The 16217-nt window shown below is 42.3% G+C and carries 14 protein-coding genes; 10 read left to right on the top strand and 4 right to left on the bottom strand.

The features are described 5' to 3' along the window. Positions 1-27: 27 nt before the first annotated feature. Together porQ and hslU are read left to right on the top strand one after the other, a co-directional pair. The gene (porQ, locus tag AC04NP_RS06190) at positions 28-1053 is read left to right on the top strand and encodes a type IX secretion system protein PorQ (protein WP_482858648.1); all 1026 of its coding nucleotides are present in this window, start codon (positions 28-30) and stop codon (positions 1051-1053) included. Positions 1054-1073: 20 nt separating this feature from the next. Continuing rightward, entirely contained in the window at positions 1074-2474 is a 1401-nt protein-coding gene (hslU, locus tag AC04NP_RS06185; RefSeq protein WP_482858647.1) for an ATP-dependent protease ATPase subunit HslU, read from the top strand. A 184-nt stretch (positions 2475-2658) separates the two neighbouring features. Here the strand turns inward: hslU and AC04NP_RS06180 are convergent, their stop codons facing one another. Together AC04NP_RS06180 and polX are read right to left on the bottom strand one after the other, a co-directional pair. Continuing rightward, positions 2659-3156, bottom strand: coding sequence for a SixA phosphatase family protein (locus tag AC04NP_RS06180; protein ID WP_482858646.1), 498 nt, complete (start codon positions 3154-3156; stop codon positions 2659-2661). A gap of 13 nt (positions 3157-3169) precedes the next feature. Further along, entirely contained in the window at positions 3170-4885 is a 1716-nt protein-coding gene (gene polX, locus AC04NP_RS06175) for a DNA polymerase/3'-5' exonuclease PolX (RefSeq protein ID WP_482858645.1), read from the bottom strand. A gap of 157 nt (positions 4886-5042) precedes the next feature. On the opposite strand from polX, the gene AC04NP_RS06170 reads away from it, so the two are divergent. The 7 genes from AC04NP_RS06170 (at position 5043) to AC04NP_RS06140 (ending at position 12137) form a co-directional block, all read left to right on the top strand. Then, complete coding sequence (locus AC04NP_RS06170; protein ID WP_482858644.1) at positions 5043-5465, top strand: hypothetical protein; 423 nt, start codon at positions 5043-5045, stop codon at positions 5463-5465. A 2-nt stretch (positions 5466-5467) separates the two neighbouring features. Further along, on the top strand, positions 5468-5872 hold the full coding sequence (locus AC04NP_RS06165; protein ID WP_482858643.1) for an EVE domain-containing protein: 405 nt from the start codon (positions 5468-5470) through the stop codon (positions 5870-5872). A gap of 30 nt (positions 5873-5902) precedes the next feature. Beyond that, complete coding sequence (locus AC04NP_RS06160) at positions 5903-7393, top strand: hypothetical protein (RefSeq protein WP_482858642.1); 1491 nt, start codon at positions 5903-5905, stop codon at positions 7391-7393. Between the two features lie 142 nt (positions 7394-7535). Next, positions 7536-9089, top strand: coding sequence for a hypothetical protein (locus AC04NP_RS06155; protein ID WP_482858641.1), 1554 nt, complete (start codon positions 7536-7538; stop codon positions 9087-9089). Positions 9090-9174: 85 nt separating this feature from the next. Then, entirely contained in the window at positions 9175-9723 is a 549-nt protein-coding gene (gene pyrR, locus AC04NP_RS06150) for a bifunctional pyr operon transcriptional regulator/uracil phosphoribosyltransferase PyrR (protein WP_482858640.1), read from the top strand. Between the two features lies 1 nt (position 9724). Next, positions 9725-10657 carry an aspartate carbamoyltransferase catalytic subunit gene (locus AC04NP_RS06145; RefSeq protein ID WP_482858639.1) on the top strand — a complete coding sequence of 311 codons (933 nt, stop codon included), beginning with the start codon at positions 9725-9727 and terminating at the stop codon, positions 10655-10657. A gap of 106 nt (positions 10658-10763) precedes the next feature. Further along, a complete protein-coding gene (locus AC04NP_RS06140) occupies positions 10764-12137 on the top strand; it encodes a cystathionine beta-synthase (protein WP_482858638.1) in 1374 nt (457 codons plus the stop codon). 53 nt (positions 12138-12190) lie between these two features. Here AC04NP_RS06140 and AC04NP_RS06135 read toward each other — a convergent pair whose 3' ends face one another. Then, entirely contained in the window at positions 12191-12496 is a 306-nt protein-coding gene (locus AC04NP_RS06135; protein ID WP_482858637.1) for an isoamylase early set domain-containing protein, read from the bottom strand. A gap of 337 nt (positions 12497-12833) precedes the next feature. On the opposite strand from AC04NP_RS06135, the gene AC04NP_RS06130 reads away from it, so the two are divergent. Continuing rightward, on the top strand, positions 12834-15359 hold the full coding sequence (locus AC04NP_RS06130) for a hypothetical protein (RefSeq protein WP_482858636.1): 2526 nt from the start codon (positions 12834-12836) through the stop codon (positions 15357-15359). On the opposite strand, the gene AC04NP_RS06125 is transcribed toward AC04NP_RS06130, so the two are convergent. After that, on the bottom strand, positions 15341-16216 hold the full coding sequence (locus tag AC04NP_RS06125; protein WP_482858635.1) for a CPBP family intramembrane glutamic endopeptidase: 876 nt from the start codon (positions 16214-16216) through the stop codon (positions 15341-15343). The two genes, AC04NP_RS06130 and AC04NP_RS06125, sit on opposite strands and share 19 nt — an antisense overlap. Position 16217 lies beyond the last annotated feature (1 nt).

Below are 16217 nucleotides of genomic sequence, written 5' to 3'. Positions count from 1 at the left end.
AATTGAGCCCATCGTAAATTTGATTGAATGAAGCGAAAGCCCCTTCTTGTGGTTTTATTTCTTTACTGCCATTATGCGCATGCACAGGTTGGGGGGCAACGTTCATTCGATTTTCTCAACATTCCCGGTGATGCCCGGACTGCGGCCCTGGGTGGCGCTAATGTAACCCTGGCCAATGGTGATGTAAATGGCTTTGCACAAAACCCTGCCTTACTGGACACTACCCTGCACAATCACCTCTCAATAAGCTATCTGAACTATCTGGGAGGGGTTGACTTCAGTAACCTGTCTTATGCCAGGACACTGGAAAAGTATGGTTCCTGGGGTGTCAACCTTAAGTACATCGATTACGGAAGTATCACCGGTTACGATCCGTCAGGCTTTGAATTAGGCACGTTTAACTCCAATGAATTTGTACTGGCTGTCTCACATGCCCGGGAGACGGGGGTCTTCAGCCTTGGCGGAAGCTTAAAATTTGCATTATCTGATATCGCAGGGTTTAAGGCCAGTGCCCTGTTGCTGGATATAGGTGGCGCATTCAAACATCCCGAAAAAGACCTGACAGTCGGCCTTGTTATCAGGAATCTGGGAGTAGTATTAAATGATTACGACGAACTGAGCCAATCTGACCTGCCTTTTGATGCTCAACTGGGTATTAGCTTTAAACCTACCTATATGCCATTCAGGTTTTCGGCAACTGCCTATCACCTGTATCAGGCAGATATCGCTTTTTTTGACCCTCGTGGAAATATTAATAGCCAGGCAAACGATGAACCGGGTGTGGCGGATAAAATATTCCGGCATATGGTATTTGCCGCAGAATTTGTACCTAGCAAAAACTTCAATATCAGAGTGGGATACAACCATTTAATGAGGCGTGAGTTGAGGCAGGAAGAGGTTTCAGGAGGCGCCGGTTTCTCATTCGGCCTGATGTTCCGGGTCAAAGCTTTTGAATTTGCTTATTCAAAAGCCCTGTACCATGTGGCCGGCAGCACCAACCATTTGACGGTGACGAGCAATTTCAATAGCCTCATTAGAAAAAAACGTATTTAATTTGATTAATCTGAAAGAAAATGATCGACAACAAAAAATACATGACGCCCATACAAATTGTAGAAGAACTCGATAAATACATTATTGGGCAGAAAGACGCTAAAAGAAATGTTGCCATTGCTTTGAGAAACAGGTGGCGTAGAATGAATACACCTTCGGATATCAGAGGTGAAATAGTACAAAATAATATCCTTATGATTGGGGCTACGGGTGTCGGCAAAACGGAGATAGCCAGACGCCTTGCCAAAATAGCCGACGCTCCGTTTACCAAGGTAGAAGCCTCCAAATTTACCGAAGTCGGTTATGTCGGCAGGGATGTGGAAAGTATGGTAAGGGATCTGGTTGATCATTCTATAAATCTTGTAAAAACCAGGAAAAAAGAAGAAGTCAGGGAAAAAGCTACTCAAATTGTGGAAGAAATTATATTGGATGCACTGATTCCGCCTTTGAAAAGCAGCGCTTCAATGGCTGCCCCCGGCTTGACTCCCACCAGGGAGGGTGAAACGCCGACCAGTGATGCTGAACTGAATGAAAGGACCAGGGAAAAATTCCGTGAAAAAATCCGGAATGGAGAGCTGGATGACAGAAAAATCGAAATAGAAGTCAGGCAACCGATGAATCCGGGAATTGGGATGATCGGTGGGGGTATGATGGATGACGTATCCATGATGAATATCCAGGAAATGATCAATGGAATGCTGCCCAAGAAACCTAAAAAAAGGAAAGTGACCATTGGAGAGGCTAAAAAGATCTTGTTGGAGGAGGAATCGGCCAAGTTGGTAGATATGGATGAGGTGAAAGAAGAAGCCATTTCCAAGGCACAAAATACGGGCATCATTTTTATTGATGAAGTGGACAAAATTGCCAGTGGATCAAAAAAAGGCAGCGGACCGGATGTTAGCCGTGAAGGGGTTCAACGCGATTTGTTGCCCATCGTAGAAGGCAGTACTGTCAACACAAAATATGGAATCATCAACACAGATCATATTCTTTTTATTGCAGCAGGGGCATTTCATATTTCCAAACCATCGGACCTGATCCCCGAATTACAGGGTCGGTTTCCCATCCGCGTGGAGCTGGAAAATCTGACCAGGGAAGATTTTTTCCGTATATTAAAGGAACCTAAAAATGCCCTGAGCAAGCAATATGAAGCCCTGTTTCTGGCCGAAGAAGTTTCCCTGGATTTTAACGACGAATCACTCGAAGAAATAGCTGAAATCGCCTTCAGAATTAATTCAGAAGTAGAAAATATCGGTGCCAGAAGACTTCATACAGTCATGAGCCACTTACTTAATGATTTCTTGTTCGAAGTCCCGGATCAAATCAGCGCTAACGCGAAAATTGTGATTACCCGGGAAATGGTTCGCGAAAGATTGGCCGGGCTGGTTGAAGACAAAGACCTGAGCCAGTTCATTTTGTAGAGCCGTTTCAGACCATAATTTTACGAAGGCAAATGTCCCCTTTGTGTCTTGGTGCCTCCGTGGTGAAAAATGGTTAACCACAAAGGCACCAAGACACAAAGAGACACAAAGCATTTGGTCGAAAACTTGTGCAACACCCGCGGGACGCTGGCGCGATTTAAGGCGCCAGGCCAGGAAGTGAAACTCAATGCATTATCCTCTTAGGATAATCAAAAAACAAATTCCTGCCATTCTTTGGGGCTACCTCCTTCCAGTTGTCAACCTCAAAAGCAATGGCCACAACGCCACAGGTGGGAATGTTATCGATCCATTGATCACCAAGAAGGTTAGCCAAATCCGTGAAGCCAGGGTTATGCCCAAACAACATTAGCTCACCAATGCTATTGTCGGTAGCTTTGATGACATCCATCAATTCGGCCTCGCTGCCGTGATAGATCTTGTCATTTTCCCTGATACCCGCCTCCGGATATCCAATCTTTTCAGCAATTTTCCGGGCAGTGGTAATGGCCCGGTTTGCAGGGCTGGCCAGGAGAAGGCCCGGAAGGATTTGCTTCGCCTTAAGCCTTTTCCCCATCTCAGGAGCGTTCTTCTTGCCTCTTTTGTTCAATGGCCGGTCAAAATCCCGCAACTCCGGAAAACGCCAGCTTGATTTTGCATGCCTTACAAGATAAAGTGTTTTCATAACTTGCGTTTTATCAGGTTGCTTTGCTTAGCAACTTTTCCTTTCGTTCTCTAAAGTACCTGTCCACTTCATCACAACTCAGGCAATTAAAAGTTTGACTTTTGGTTAATCCGCCTTTTCTGCCTACCAGCACCCCGTATTTCATCAGTTCATATTGCGCAGTACTGTGGGCGTCCGGATTAATGCTGAGCATTACCCCTTTTTCCAAAGCATAATGAACCCAACGCCAATCCAGGTCCAGCCTGAAGGGATGAGCGTTTATTTCTATAATCACCTGGTGTTCGGCACACGCATCTATTACGGCTTTGTGGTTGATAGGGTATCCTTCCCGCTTTAGTAACAACCTGCCAGTCGGGTGGCCCAACATCGTAGTAAAAGGGTTAGCAATAGCAGTTAACAAGCGGCTGGTTGCTTTATTGATATCCATATTCAACTGGGCATGAACTGAGGCCACAATGAAATCGAAAGTAGCCAACACCTCTTCATCATAATCCAGGCTTCCATCATTTAAAATATCAGACTCAATACCTTTAAAGATTTTGAATGGGGCCAGTTCCCGGTTCAACGCATCTATCTCCTCATGTTGTTCGATGATTCTATCTTCATCCAGCCCATTGGCGTACACCGCCGTTTTGCTATGATCGGCCATCCCGAGGTATTCATAACCCAGTTCCTTACAATAGGTGGCCATCTCCCGCAAGCTGTTGTTGCCGTCACTGTAGGTGGAGTGGTTATGTAATATACCCTTGAGATCCTCCAATTTTAATAAGCCGGGCAATTTATTTTCCCTGGATAACTGAAATTCAAAAGTACCCTCCCGCATCTCCGGCTCAATGTATTGCAACCCGGCTGAACCATAGGCAGCCTCCTCACTTTCAAAGATTTGCTCTGAGATAAGCTGGTACAACGTTTTATCTTCCGCAACAACAGTAGATAAATGCTTCACAGATCCGGTGTGTTTCATCAATAAATTATGAAATCCTTCTTTACCGGTCAGATGGATTTCCAGACTTAGGGGGAGTTCCTGAAATGTCCCTCTCCAGGTAAACGGGCCAGAGGATCGTTCATTTTTTGAAATTGATGAAAGACCATCCAAAAACTTTTGACTCTTTTCAAAGTTATCGGTACCGACAACCACACAAACTGTTTCAATGATCTCCATATTTCTTCTGAATTCCCCGGCCACCTCCACCAGATCGGACGGGTGGTTTGACCGCAATCCGTCCAGCAATGAAATTACAAATGGCTCGGCCTGACGGTAACGAAATTTTCCCTGACTGACAAAAGTGAATTGCAATGCATTTCTCAGCTTTTCCTGGAGCTTTTCACCAAAACCTTTTACCTGGGCAATTTTACCGGCTTCACAGGCCTCATACAGCGCTTTTCCATCCGTGATGCCCAGTTCCTGCCATATTACCCGGATTTTTTTAGGTCCGAAGCCATTGATTTCAAGCATTGGCAGTAACCCTTCCGGTGTTTTATCCAATAGATCATTCAAAATGGCTGACTCCCCCGTTTCATTCATTTCCGCGATGACGGCGGCAATGCTCTTTCCGATGCCCTCAATTTTCTCAAGCTCCTGCCGGCTCTTCCCGGTTACCTGTACATCTGCCTTGTCCAGGTGATAAACGGCGCTGTTATAACCTCTTACCTTAAAGGGGTTTTCACCATGTAGTTCCAAAAGAGAAGCAATTAATCCTAATCGCTTTATGATTTCTTTGTTTTCCAATTGTAATGCCTTAATTTTTGGTAAACTATTTGCTTGTAAGTTATAGGAAACCGGTCAATGCCTGGGCATTGACCATAAAATTACCTTTAATTTCAAAAAATTCGTTAACAAAGTAAACGAATCATAACTATATTATGGACTCCAAGCTCCGATTTAAATGAAAGATCATCTGTTTTTTACATCGACCTCCCTGTTGTTTAGTCCGGTAGTTGTACTGACGCTGGTTATTCAACTCTGTGCCGCACCAAAGCCGGACATTCCAATGGATAAGGTATTTGACGTTAAATGGGTACATGCACACGAAGATGGTCATGAGGATGTGGAGGCATACCGCCCCGATACCTATCAGTTTCCACCCTCACGGGGAAGAAGGGGATTTAAAATGTTGAGGGATAAGACATTTATCAATTATGAAATTGCACCAACCGATGGCATTGTGGAAAGAAAGGGAAGGTGGGAAAAGGAGAATGATCACACCTTCGCTGTTTTGTTTGGGGAAAACGGGAGCCACAGGAACTTCAGGCTGGAATTTGTCTCATATAAGAAAAACCTTTTAAAACTAAAAATCATACAAAATTAAGCATGAACTATTGGTTAATAAAATCAGAGCCCAATACCTATTCCTGGGATGACTTCGTTAAATTAAAAAGAGATCATTGGGATGGCGTAAGAAACTACCAGGCAAGAAACAATTTACAAGCCATGAAAAAAGGTGATCTCGCGCTATTTTATCATAGTGTTAATGAAAAATCTGTTATAGGGATTGCCGAAGTGGTTAAAGAATTTTACCCCGACCCCACCACCACCGATGACCGCTGGGTAGTTGTCGATGTGGTACCAAAGCAAAAATTGAAAAACCCGGTGACCCTGGCACAAATTAAGGGTGACGAAAGGTTGCAAGACATGGTTTTAGTTAAAAACTCCAGGCTTTCGGTCCAGCCGGTCAGGAAAGAGGAATTTGATATTGTTGTGGGCATGGGCAGTTAACAAATGTTGAAAACGTAAAGTCAATTTGGAATGAGGATAAGAGAAATTTTGATAGTAACGATGGGCCTTTTATGGCTGGGAGATGTATATGGACAATCAAAATCAAGACTGGAGTTTGAAATCAGGCCCAACGAGCCACAACCTGAAATAGTGCCCATCGAAAAGCTGGGCATTATTGTTTTTAATCCGGCCCGGGAAAAAAAAGAGGACGGGTTATCGAGTATAACATTTGCTTTTTACAATACTGAATTCGAAAAAGTCTGGGAAAAAAATGTAATAACCAATAAAAAGCTTAACCTGAATTTTTACGATTATTTCGAAAATGCTTTTTATTTAATCTTCAATAACCGGAACAAGGAATCTTTGGAAGTGGTGAAAATAAATCCGGCCACCGCAGCCATCGATAGCTATAAGTTTTTTGTAGTGAAAGGCACTGAAATTAAAGACTTTGTTGTAAAAAACGACCAGGTGGTAATTGGAGGAGCCATCAAAAATACACCCCTCATTCAACAAATAGACCTTAAAACAAAAAAAACCAAAACATTGCCCAGCATCGTGGAAGGTAAGTCAGTGGCGGTACAGGAGGTTTTTATAAATGCTAAAACCAATGCCATTAGTGCTGTGATTTCAAGTACATTCGACAAAAACAAAAATGTTATCATCAGAACCTACAGACAAAACCCAAGCAAATTTGACGACCTGGTCATTACTTCAAACAAAAAGTTTGATTTTCATACGGCAAAGGTCACCAGCTTAGATGCCGGGATCAAACTGGTATTGGGTAGTTACGGATACAGAAAAAACGCCAACACGCAGGGTTTTTACATCGCTAAGTTCATTGATGACAATCAGGAATTCCTGAAGTTTTATAGTTTTACCGAACTGGATAACTTCTTTTCGTTTTTAAATGACCGCGAAAAGGTCAAAATTGAAAATAAAGCTGAAAGAAAAAAGCAAAAAGGCAAGGATCTGAAAATCAACTACCGGTTGCTGACTCATGAACTTGTAAGTCAGGGGGATCAATATGTCATGATTGGAGAGGCTTATTATCCGGTATATCGAACAGAGAGGTTCATGGACTATTTCGGGTACCGGAGGTATTACAACTACCAGACAGTTTTCGATGGCAACCAGTTTACACACGCAGTGATCGCAGGTTTTAGCAAAAGTGGTGATTTAATGTGGGATCATAGTTTCAAAATCAATGACATCAAAACCCGGGCCCTCAATGAAAAAGTGAAGGCTTATGTGGAACCCGAAGACATTACACTTTTTTACAACCTGGAAGGCAACATTAACAAATTAACCATACGTAATAACAAAGTTGACAATAGTGAAGAAACCCTGACATTGGCGACCGAATACCAAAATGACCAGGTAAAAAGGGCCGATATCGGCTCTGCCGAATACTGGTATGACAATTACTTTATTGCGTGGGGATATCAAAAAATTAAGAATTTGGATAACCTCGAGGTAAAGAAAAAACGTAATATATTTTACATCAACAAGATGAGTTTTTAGATAAAGAGGGTTTATGCCTCTTCAAAAAGGAGACAAGAGGGTACAAAGTGGGAAGGAAAACCGAAAGTGGTTTTCCATGATGTACAATTCTTTTGGGTAAGTTTTTGACTGAAAGTCTTGTGACTTGGTAAACCAAATGCGTATGTGCAAAACATTTACTCTTCGGGCAATATTCAGCCCCGGCAGTTGGCTGTTACTGGCGTGGCTCATGGTAATTGCTATAGCTTCTGATGCCCAGATTATTCAACCGGACAGGGTGGAGATTGAGTTGGATGACTATGATGATTACTACACAGTTATATCAGCCCGGGAAGAAGGGTTGGTATTGGTCAGGCAGGTTGAAAACAAAACCGAACCGCGTAAAAATAACTGGGAGGTATTGAAATACAATACAGATTTGACCCTGTCCTGGAGAAGGAACCTGTTGGTTAACATCAATTATGATTTTACAGGCTATGAATACAGGAATGGAAAGGTATATTTGTTATATAAACCGGTAAACTACCAAAATGATAAGATGATATTGCAGGTTCTTTCACTGGGGACAGGCAATATGGAAGAGGCTGAAATCAACTACGTTTTCCCTTTAAATCTTACCGAATTTACCGTCTCCGGTAATGCCGCTATTCTGGGCGGGTATGTTAACTACATGCCTGCGGTAATTCATTATGATTTATCTTCCAAAAAGGTCAAAGTCCTGCCCGGTATTTATAACAATCGCAGTGAGTTGGTTGATATCAGTGTAGACGAGGATACCGGCATTTTCAATATCCTGGTTACTGAAAAAACATTTGACAAGCGTAATACACTGGCTATAAAAACCTTTGACCAAAACGGCACCCTTTTACAAAACCGGACCCTGGAAACCAAAGGGACGAACAACATAATTTTCGGCAGATCCACCAGGTTCAATGCCAGGGAACAATTTATCGCAGGGACTTATTCCAACAATAAATCGAGTTATTCCAGCGGCATCTTTATCGCCAAGCTCGATGCGTTAGGCGGACAGGACATCACCTACATCAGCTATGGTGACCTGAAAAACTTTTTCAGCTACATGAAAGCCAAGAGGGAAGCCAGGGTGAGAGACAGGATCAACAGGAGAAGGGTTCAAGGCAAAAAAGTGAAATTCCGGTACCGCCTGCTCGTACATGATATTGTTGAAAAGGATGACATGTTTCTGCTGTTCGGCGAGGCCTTTTACCCCAAATATAATAACACTGCACTTTCATCCATAGCCTATGGGCCTTATTTTCCCAGGGGAAGGTGGGGCGACAACATGTATTTCGCAGGGTATAAATACACACATGCCGTGGTCGTGGCCTTCAATAAAAAAGGGAAAGTGTTATGGGACAACAGTTTTGAAATCAATGATGTTACCTCTTTCAGCCTGGACCAGTATGTAAATGCCAGTATCGAAGAAAAAAGAGTGATACTTTTATACCTCTACGAAAACGTCATTCGCTCCAAATTGATCAATGAAGATGAAATTCTGGAAGGCAAAACCTTCGACGATATCAAGATGAAATTTGAAGATGATGTAGCCAAAAACAACGATTATGAAATAGGTGGACTATCCTTATGGTATGATAAGTTCTTTTATGCCTACGGGGTACAGCGAATCAAAAACCTAAAGGACCGGGAAGCAAAACTAAGCCGAAAGGTATTTTACATCAATAAAATCACTTACCAGTAAGCCGGCTTTTCATCAATGCCATAAAGATCTTTGCATTTGATGGATCAGAGTCAGGCATTTTATCTATATTTGCGTGACAAGAATCATGCAGAAAAGACTATTACTAGACGCAAAGCTTCTTGACATTACCATAAGCAGGCTTTGTCAGCAACTCATAGAAAATCATGGCGGATTTGAAGAGACAGTGATTTTAGGCCTCCAGCCAAGGGGTATTTTTGTTGCTGAAAGGATCAAGACAAAACTGGAAAGCCTGCTTCAGCATGAAATACAGACAGGTAAACTCGATACCACCTTTTACAGGGATGACTTCCGGAGAAGGGAAACCCCGCTAAAAGCCAACACCACGCATGTTCCTTTTATCATAGAAAACAAAAAAGTTGTACTGATCGATGATGTCTTATTTACCGGCCGTACGGTAAGGGCGGCACTCGATGCCATGACAGCATTTGGGCGACCTTCAAAGGTGGAGTTGCTGGTTTTAATTGACAGAACTTACAGCCGCGATATACCCATACAACCACAATATGTAGGGAAATATGTGAATACCCTGTTTTCTCAAAAAGTTTTGGTAGAGCTGAAAGAACAGGGCAAGAAAAAAGATAATATCTGGTTAATAGACAAGAAAGAGAAATAAAATGCCGCAATTAAGTTCGAAACATCTACTGGGCATCAAGGATCTTACCGCCGATGATATCGAGTTGATTTTCCATACTGCAGACAATTTTAAAGAAGTAATTAACCGTCCTATCAAAAAAGTCCCCTCACTCAGGGATATTACGATCGCCAACATCTTTTTTGAAAACTCGACAAGGACAAAATTGTCATTCGAACTTGCGGAGAAAAGGCTTTCGGCAGATGTCATCAATTTCTCTTCATCCAATAGTTCCGTAAAAAAAGGCGAAACCCTGCTGGACACGGTAAACAACATACTGGCGATGAAGGTAGACATGGTAGTCATCAGGCATTCAAGTCCCGGTGCGCCGCATTTTCTGGCCAGGCATATCGATGCCAACATTGTAAATGCCGGCGATGGTACCCATGAGCATCCCACCCAGGCGTTGTTAGATACTTTTTCGATACGCGAGAAGCTCGGCGCTGTATCGGGTAAAAAAGTAGCTATCATTGGAGATATCCTTCACTCCAGGGTAGCCCTTTCCAACATTTTTGCCCTGCAAAAACTGGGTGCCGAGGTAATGGTATGCGGCCCCAGCACGCTGTTGCCCAAATTTATTGGCGATATTGGTGTAAAAGTCGAGCTTGACGTAAAAGCTGCACTGGAATGGTGTGATGTTGCCAATGTACTCAGAATTCAATTAGAACGCCAGCAAATAAAATATTTTCCGTCTTTACGTGAATATGCCCTGTATTACGGCATCAACAGGCAATTGCTCGATCAACTGGACCGCTCCATCACCATCATGCATCCGGGACCGATAAACAGGGGCGTTGAATTAAGTAGTGATGTGGCTGACTCAGACCACTCAATCATTCTAAACCAGGTAGAAAATGGCGTGGCCGTCAGGATGGCCGTATTGTACCTGTTGGCAGGCATCGCATCTGATAATTAACATTACGCCACTTTACTGTATGATTATCTTTCCTAAATTAGTACGGTACGTATTATAAATTGAGTAATTATATAAGTAATTTTGTTGCGTAAACTTATCAAATCCTATGTACTATAATTCAATTGTAGAAACTATCGGGAACACCCCTTTGGTTAAGCTCAACAGTGTTTCCCGGGGTATAAAAGGTACCATTCTGGCCAAGGTTGAATATTTCAACCCGGGCAATTCCATGAAAGACAGGATGGCATTGAAAATGATTGAGGATGCCGAGAAGGAAGGCATATTGAAACCAGGTGGCACCATCATTGAAGGAACTTCCGGTAATACAGGCATGGGTCTGGCCCTGACCGCCATTGCAAAAGGTTATAAGTGCATATTCACCCTGGCCGACAAACAATCTCAGGAAAAAATAGATATTCTGCGGGCTGTGGGAGCTGAGGTAATTGTATGCCCCACTAATGTTCCCCCGGAAGACCCGCGGTCATATTACTCGGTAGCCAGGAAGCTTAACAATGAAACGCCAAACTCTTTTTATCCCAACCAATACGATAACCTGTCCAACACCAAGGCACATTATGAAACTACCGGCCCGGAGATTTGGGAACAAACCGAAGGTAAAGTCACCCACTACGCTGCCGGCGTAGGTACCGGTGGTTCTATGTGCGGCGTAGCGAAATTCCTGAAGGAACAAAACCCTGCACTTGTTTCAGTAGGTATCGATACTTATGGTTCGGTCTTTAAGCATTACAAGGAGACAGGTGAGTTTGACGAAAACGAAATCTATCCTTACCTCACAGAAGGTATCGGCGAAGATATCCTGCCCAAAAATGTAGATTTTAGCCTGATCGACACTTTTGTAAAAGTCACAGATAAAGACGGTGCGATCATGACCCGCAGGTTAGCACGGGAAGAAGGACTGTTTGTGGGATGGTCCTGCGGATCGGCAGTGTATGGAGCCCTGGAATATGCTCGGGAAAATTTAACTGAAAATGATATGATGGTCATCATCCTTCCTGATCATGGCACGCGATACCTGGGAAAAATTTATAATGATAACTGGATGAAGGATCATGGATTTCTGGCCAGGGAGTTTGCTACTGCCAAAGATATTATCGCACGGGGCAATGGTCATAACGACCTGTATACAGTACAGGACAATGTGAAAATTGAAGATGTCATCAGAATATTCAGCAAAGAAGGCATTTCCCAATTACCGGTAATTGATCAGGACGACCATTTTGTAGGTAGTGTAACAGACTCCAACCTTCTGGGCCTGCTCATCGAAAACCCTGAAATCAAAAATGACCCCATTAGAGAGGTGATGGACAAGCCTTTCCAGTTTGTGGCTTTAAATAGTACCGTAGATGTGTTGTCATCCTTAATCGATAAGGACAATAAAGCGTTACTGGTAAGGGATGAATCCAACCGGGTACATATTTTAACCCAACAGGATCTGTTGCTGGCTATTTCTTCATTGTAGAGAAGCAAAACCCTGCGTCTTGCGCAAAATCCTGCGTCTCCACATCATTTCTTTTACAATACAACAACAGAATTTTCGGTTGTAAATTCGTTAACCACGTATTTGTCAGCATTTGAGTCATTTTCCCAAACCTCGCCATCAAGCAAGTATTTAAACTGGTACTCTTGTCCAACCGACAAATCCTGTGTAACTTTAAAAGACCCGTCCTTCAATTTCTTCATGGGGAGCGCTTTCTCATTCCAATCATTGAATTCACCGACAACATTTACTTTTTTTGCGGAGTTAGCAGACTCTTTAGGTAAGCTGAATGTAACTTTACATAGCGGCTTACTTTTTAGGTATTGTTTTTTAATACTCATTTCAACAAACAATTTAACATTCAAACATTTATGCAAAGATAAGTCAAATAAAAATGAGAGATCAAAGGGATAGATGAATATTTTTATTTTTTTTAAAAAAGAAGAAGCTGATTAAAAAATTAATAATTCTACCGGTAATTTATCCTGTAGTTATTAATTATTGGGAGTCTTAACCTGATAATTATGCCCCGATTCTATCCTGTTAAAAAGCCGCCAAACCGTCATAAGCCCGTTAAAAACAAAAATTCATGGCCCTGCATTTGTATATATAATAGAAATTAATCGTTTTCTTTATACTTAAATCAAAAAATCACTTTTTAAAGTTTACAATACTCTTTTGCGAGCGCTGAAAAAAATATTGATTTATGGTTTTTTTCTATCTATCCTTTTTGCCCTGGGTGGTATGGTTGCCTCTTATGTCTATCAGGACAAAATCGTTAACATCTTCATTAATGAAGCCAACAGCTATCTGCTTACGCCGATCAAAGTAGAAAAAATCAGATTTTCGGTTTTGGAAAAATTCCCACACATGGCCATAGTCATGGAAGATGTTTATGTCAGGGAAAGCTTAAGCGACAGTAAAGATCCACTCGGAGTGGCCAATAAAATCTATTTGACTTTCAGTATTTACAATTTGCTGAGGGGCAGGTATGTGGTGGATCAGATATCATTGCAGGACGCGGAAGTACACCTCAAAGTTACCAGGCAAGGAAAGCTGAATTACGTTATCGTAAAGCAAGCCGAGGGTACCGCCAACCGGGATTTTGGATTTGATATCGACAAAATATCCCTAAAAAATGTAGCTGTGACTTATCATAATCAAAGAAAAGAGGAGCGCATAGATCTGGTAGCCAAAAAATCAAAAGCCAAATTGTCTCAAAAAGGAAAAGTATTGTCAATCAATCTTGACGGTGAAATATTGAGCAGACAGATCGAGGTCGACAACAACAGCTATTTCAAAGACAAAGACCTCGAGGTAAAAACTGCTTTTACCTATGAAATGGAAAAACAGATGCTTTCCTTCTCCCCCTCTGATGTGCTGGTTAACCAGGCCAGGTTTATCGTCGATGGCCACTACCTCATAGCCAAAGAAAATGAAATCGATCTGAGGGTAAGCGGGGACAAGGCTAATGTACAGACCCTGTTCTCCCTGCTACCGGATAAGGTTTATCAAAGGTTTAAGAAATACAAGAGTCGCGGAGCGTTATATTTTCAGGGAAGGGTAAATGGCAAATTGGGCAGGAATGTTTCACCCGCAATACAAATAGATTTTGGATGTACCGATGCGACTTTCATATATCCTGAAAACAACAAAAAAATTCAACAAGTGTATCTGACAGGATCATTTCATACCCCTTCGGTGAATGACCTGGGCAAGGCACGGCTATCGATTCAAAACATCGAAGCCATACTGGACAACAGGCCTATCGCAGGAAAACTTGTTCTGGAAAATTTTAAAAATTACTATATCGATTGTACGATAGATGCATCACTCGACGTGAATTCTATTCTGGGCTTTTTTCCGGTCAGGCAAATAGCCAGGGCCAGTGGGATCATTGATGTCGATATCAACTTTAAAGGCAGGGTTGATGATTTTAGGGGAAACAGCCGTCTTAACAGGGTGGAAAATTCCGGGGAAATCAATGTTGAAAACCTGAATTTCAGGTTGGCTACCAACAAGCTGGATTTCAAAAATTTTCATGGCAACCTCTTGTTTAAAAATAATGATCTGGCGATTAATAATTTCAGGGCTAGTGCTGGTAACAGTGGCTTTGTGCTTGATGGTTATTTTAAAAATTTTCTGGGGCAATTACTTTCCAAAAAACAACCCTTAATTATTCAGGCCAACCTTCAATCCCCGATGATCGATTTGGACGAGCTTTTATCCAGCGAAATCGACAAAGGAAGGAATGAAAGTGCCGGACCGGTAAAATATTATTTTGACATCACACCACGGTTAAACCTGGACTTCAACTGTGATGTGGACAAGTTGAAATTTCGCCGGTTCAGGGGTAAAAATATCAAAGGGGGGCTTTGGGTAAAAAATCAGAAAGCCACAGCGAGGAATCTATCTTTCAACGCTGCCGGAGGAACCGTAATCCTCAATGGTACCGTTGATGCCAAACCAAAAAATGACCTCCTGATTTCAACCCGCACAAAATTTGACCATATAGAAGTCGACAGTATCTTTTATATATTCGAAAACTTTAACCAGTCATTTCTGGAAGACCGTCATTTGAAAGGGCAGTTCTATTCTACGGTAAATACACAACTGGCTTTCAACAAAAACCTGAAATGGTATCCTAACTCCCTGGTTGCCAAGGTTGAATCCTCTATAAAAAACGGGGAGCTCAACAAATTCGAACCTATGAAAAGTGTGGCAAAGTATGTGAGAAGGGAAAGTCTCGACCATCTGAGATTTTCAGAAATAAAAAACCATATCCGTATCGAAAATCAGGTTATTTATGTACCTCCTATGGAAATCAGCTCCAATGTCAGGACCATAAAAGTAGAAGGAACTCATACGTTCGGCCAGATGATTAACTACGATCTCAAAATACCCATCCGCAACCCTGACAAGAGAGACAAAGACGAGGCTTTTGGAGCCATCGAAGAAGATGGCAAGGGAAATACCAACCTTTTTCTCACCATTGTAGGCTCGACCACAGATTACAGGGTGGTATACAACACCCAGGCGGTAAAGCAAAAAATCAGGCAGGACATCAGGAAAGAAGGACAGGAGCTAAAAGAAATCTTCCGGAACAAAGGGAAAAAGAAAGAGACCATAGAATTAAATGAGGATGAGTACATTGATTTCGACAGTCTGGAGGCGGATGGTGAAAGTCACTCCCCCCTGAAATAATAGATCACCCACCCAATCATTAACAACGACAAAAAAGTAGCCAGCAGCGAACCTTCAAAACCAAACTCCCCCCCACTGAAAAGCTCGTCTGCCGGAGGCTTCTGAATAATAATGGCATGCATATCGAGTCCGCTTACATGAAACCCAAAAACTGGCCCCTGAAAAAAGTTCCAGCTAAAGTGCAGCGCCACCGGAAACCAAAGGTTTTTGGTATAAATATAGCTGGCACCCAATAAAATTCCTGCCAAAAACAAATTGAGTATCCCAACCGGAGAGGTGTTGGGATTGAAAATATGCAGAATAGCAAACAAAATGGCAGAAAGCACCAGGGCTACATATTTGTTAAATGACGCCATGAAATTGCCCAGGATGTAACCTCTCACCAATAGCTCTTCATTCAGTGAGATCAATACACATAAAACCAGGCTTAAAAAAAAAGAAGAAGCCACAAAACCTGTCTGTTCTATGACAAGCAACCCCGTCACCATCAAAATAGCTGTGCCTATGGTCATAATAATGGCTCCGGCTGCCACGCCCAGCACGATGTCCTTTCCCCTACCTTTCAGATCTAATCCCAGGGAATACAGCGATCTGCGGTCAATATGCCTGCAAAAAATCCAAATGACCAACAAAGCACCTGCCAGCGTAAACATTTGTATAATCAACAACTGCCGGAGATCGCCCCTGTTGTTTTCCTGTTGACCGAGCAGTTCGATAAGATCATCTCCGGTTACCCAACCCATTATCAACATCCCCAGCATTTGAAACATCCCGGCAATGAGCATATAAGGCACCAGCAGGATAATTACCCTCAACCAGCCTTGTTTGATTACGGGATGTGAATGGTTGTCCTCCATG

Source organism: Agaribacillus sp. DX54, assembly GCF_056858335.1.
The sequence above is the reverse complement of the archived record's forward strand: the minus strand, read 5'-3'. Positions and strand labels throughout refer to the sequence as shown.

What these genes read in the sequence shown, in the direction of transcription:
- AC04NP_RS06165 (WP_482858643.1), top strand. Translation starts at nt 5,468, where the DNA reads ATGAACTATTGGTTAATAAAATCAGAGCCCAATACCTATTCCTGGGAT.
- AC04NP_RS06145 (WP_482858639.1), top strand. Translation starts at nt 9,725, where the DNA reads ATGCCGCAATTAAGTTCGAAACATCTACTGGGCATCAAGGATCTTACC.
- porQ (WP_482858648.1), top strand. Translation starts at nt 28, where the DNA reads ATGAAGCGAAAGCCCCTTCTTGTGGTTTTATTTCTTTACTGCCATTAT.
- hslU (WP_482858647.1), top strand. Translation starts at nt 1,074, where the DNA reads ATGATCGACAACAAAAAATACATGACGCCCATACAAATTGTAGAAGAA.
- AC04NP_RS06125 (WP_482858635.1), bottom strand. Translation starts at nt 16,216, where the DNA reads ATGGAGGACAACCATTCACATCCCGTAATCAAACAAGGCTGGTTGAGG.
- AC04NP_RS06160 (WP_482858642.1), top strand. Translation starts at nt 5,903, where the DNA reads ATGAGGATAAGAGAAATTTTGATAGTAACGATGGGCCTTTTATGGCTG.
- AC04NP_RS06155 (WP_482858641.1), top strand. Translation starts at nt 7,536, where the DNA reads ATGTGCAAAACATTTACTCTTCGGGCAATATTCAGCCCCGGCAGTTGG.
- AC04NP_RS06170 (WP_482858644.1), top strand. Translation starts at nt 5,043, where the DNA reads ATGAAAGATCATCTGTTTTTTACATCGACCTCCCTGTTGTTTAGTCCG.
- AC04NP_RS06135 (WP_482858637.1), bottom strand. Translation starts at nt 12,496, where the DNA reads ATGAGTATTAAAAAACAATACCTAAAAAGTAAGCCGCTATGTAAAGTT.
- AC04NP_RS06140 (WP_482858638.1), top strand. Translation starts at nt 10,764, where the DNA reads ATGTACTATAATTCAATTGTAGAAACTATCGGGAACACCCCTTTGGTT.
- pyrR (WP_482858640.1), top strand. Translation starts at nt 9,175, where the DNA reads ATGCAGAAAAGACTATTACTAGACGCAAAGCTTCTTGACATTACCATA.
- AC04NP_RS06180 (WP_482858646.1), bottom strand. Translation starts at nt 3,156, where the DNA reads ATGAAAACACTTTATCTTGTAAGGCATGCAAAATCAAGCTGGCGTTTT.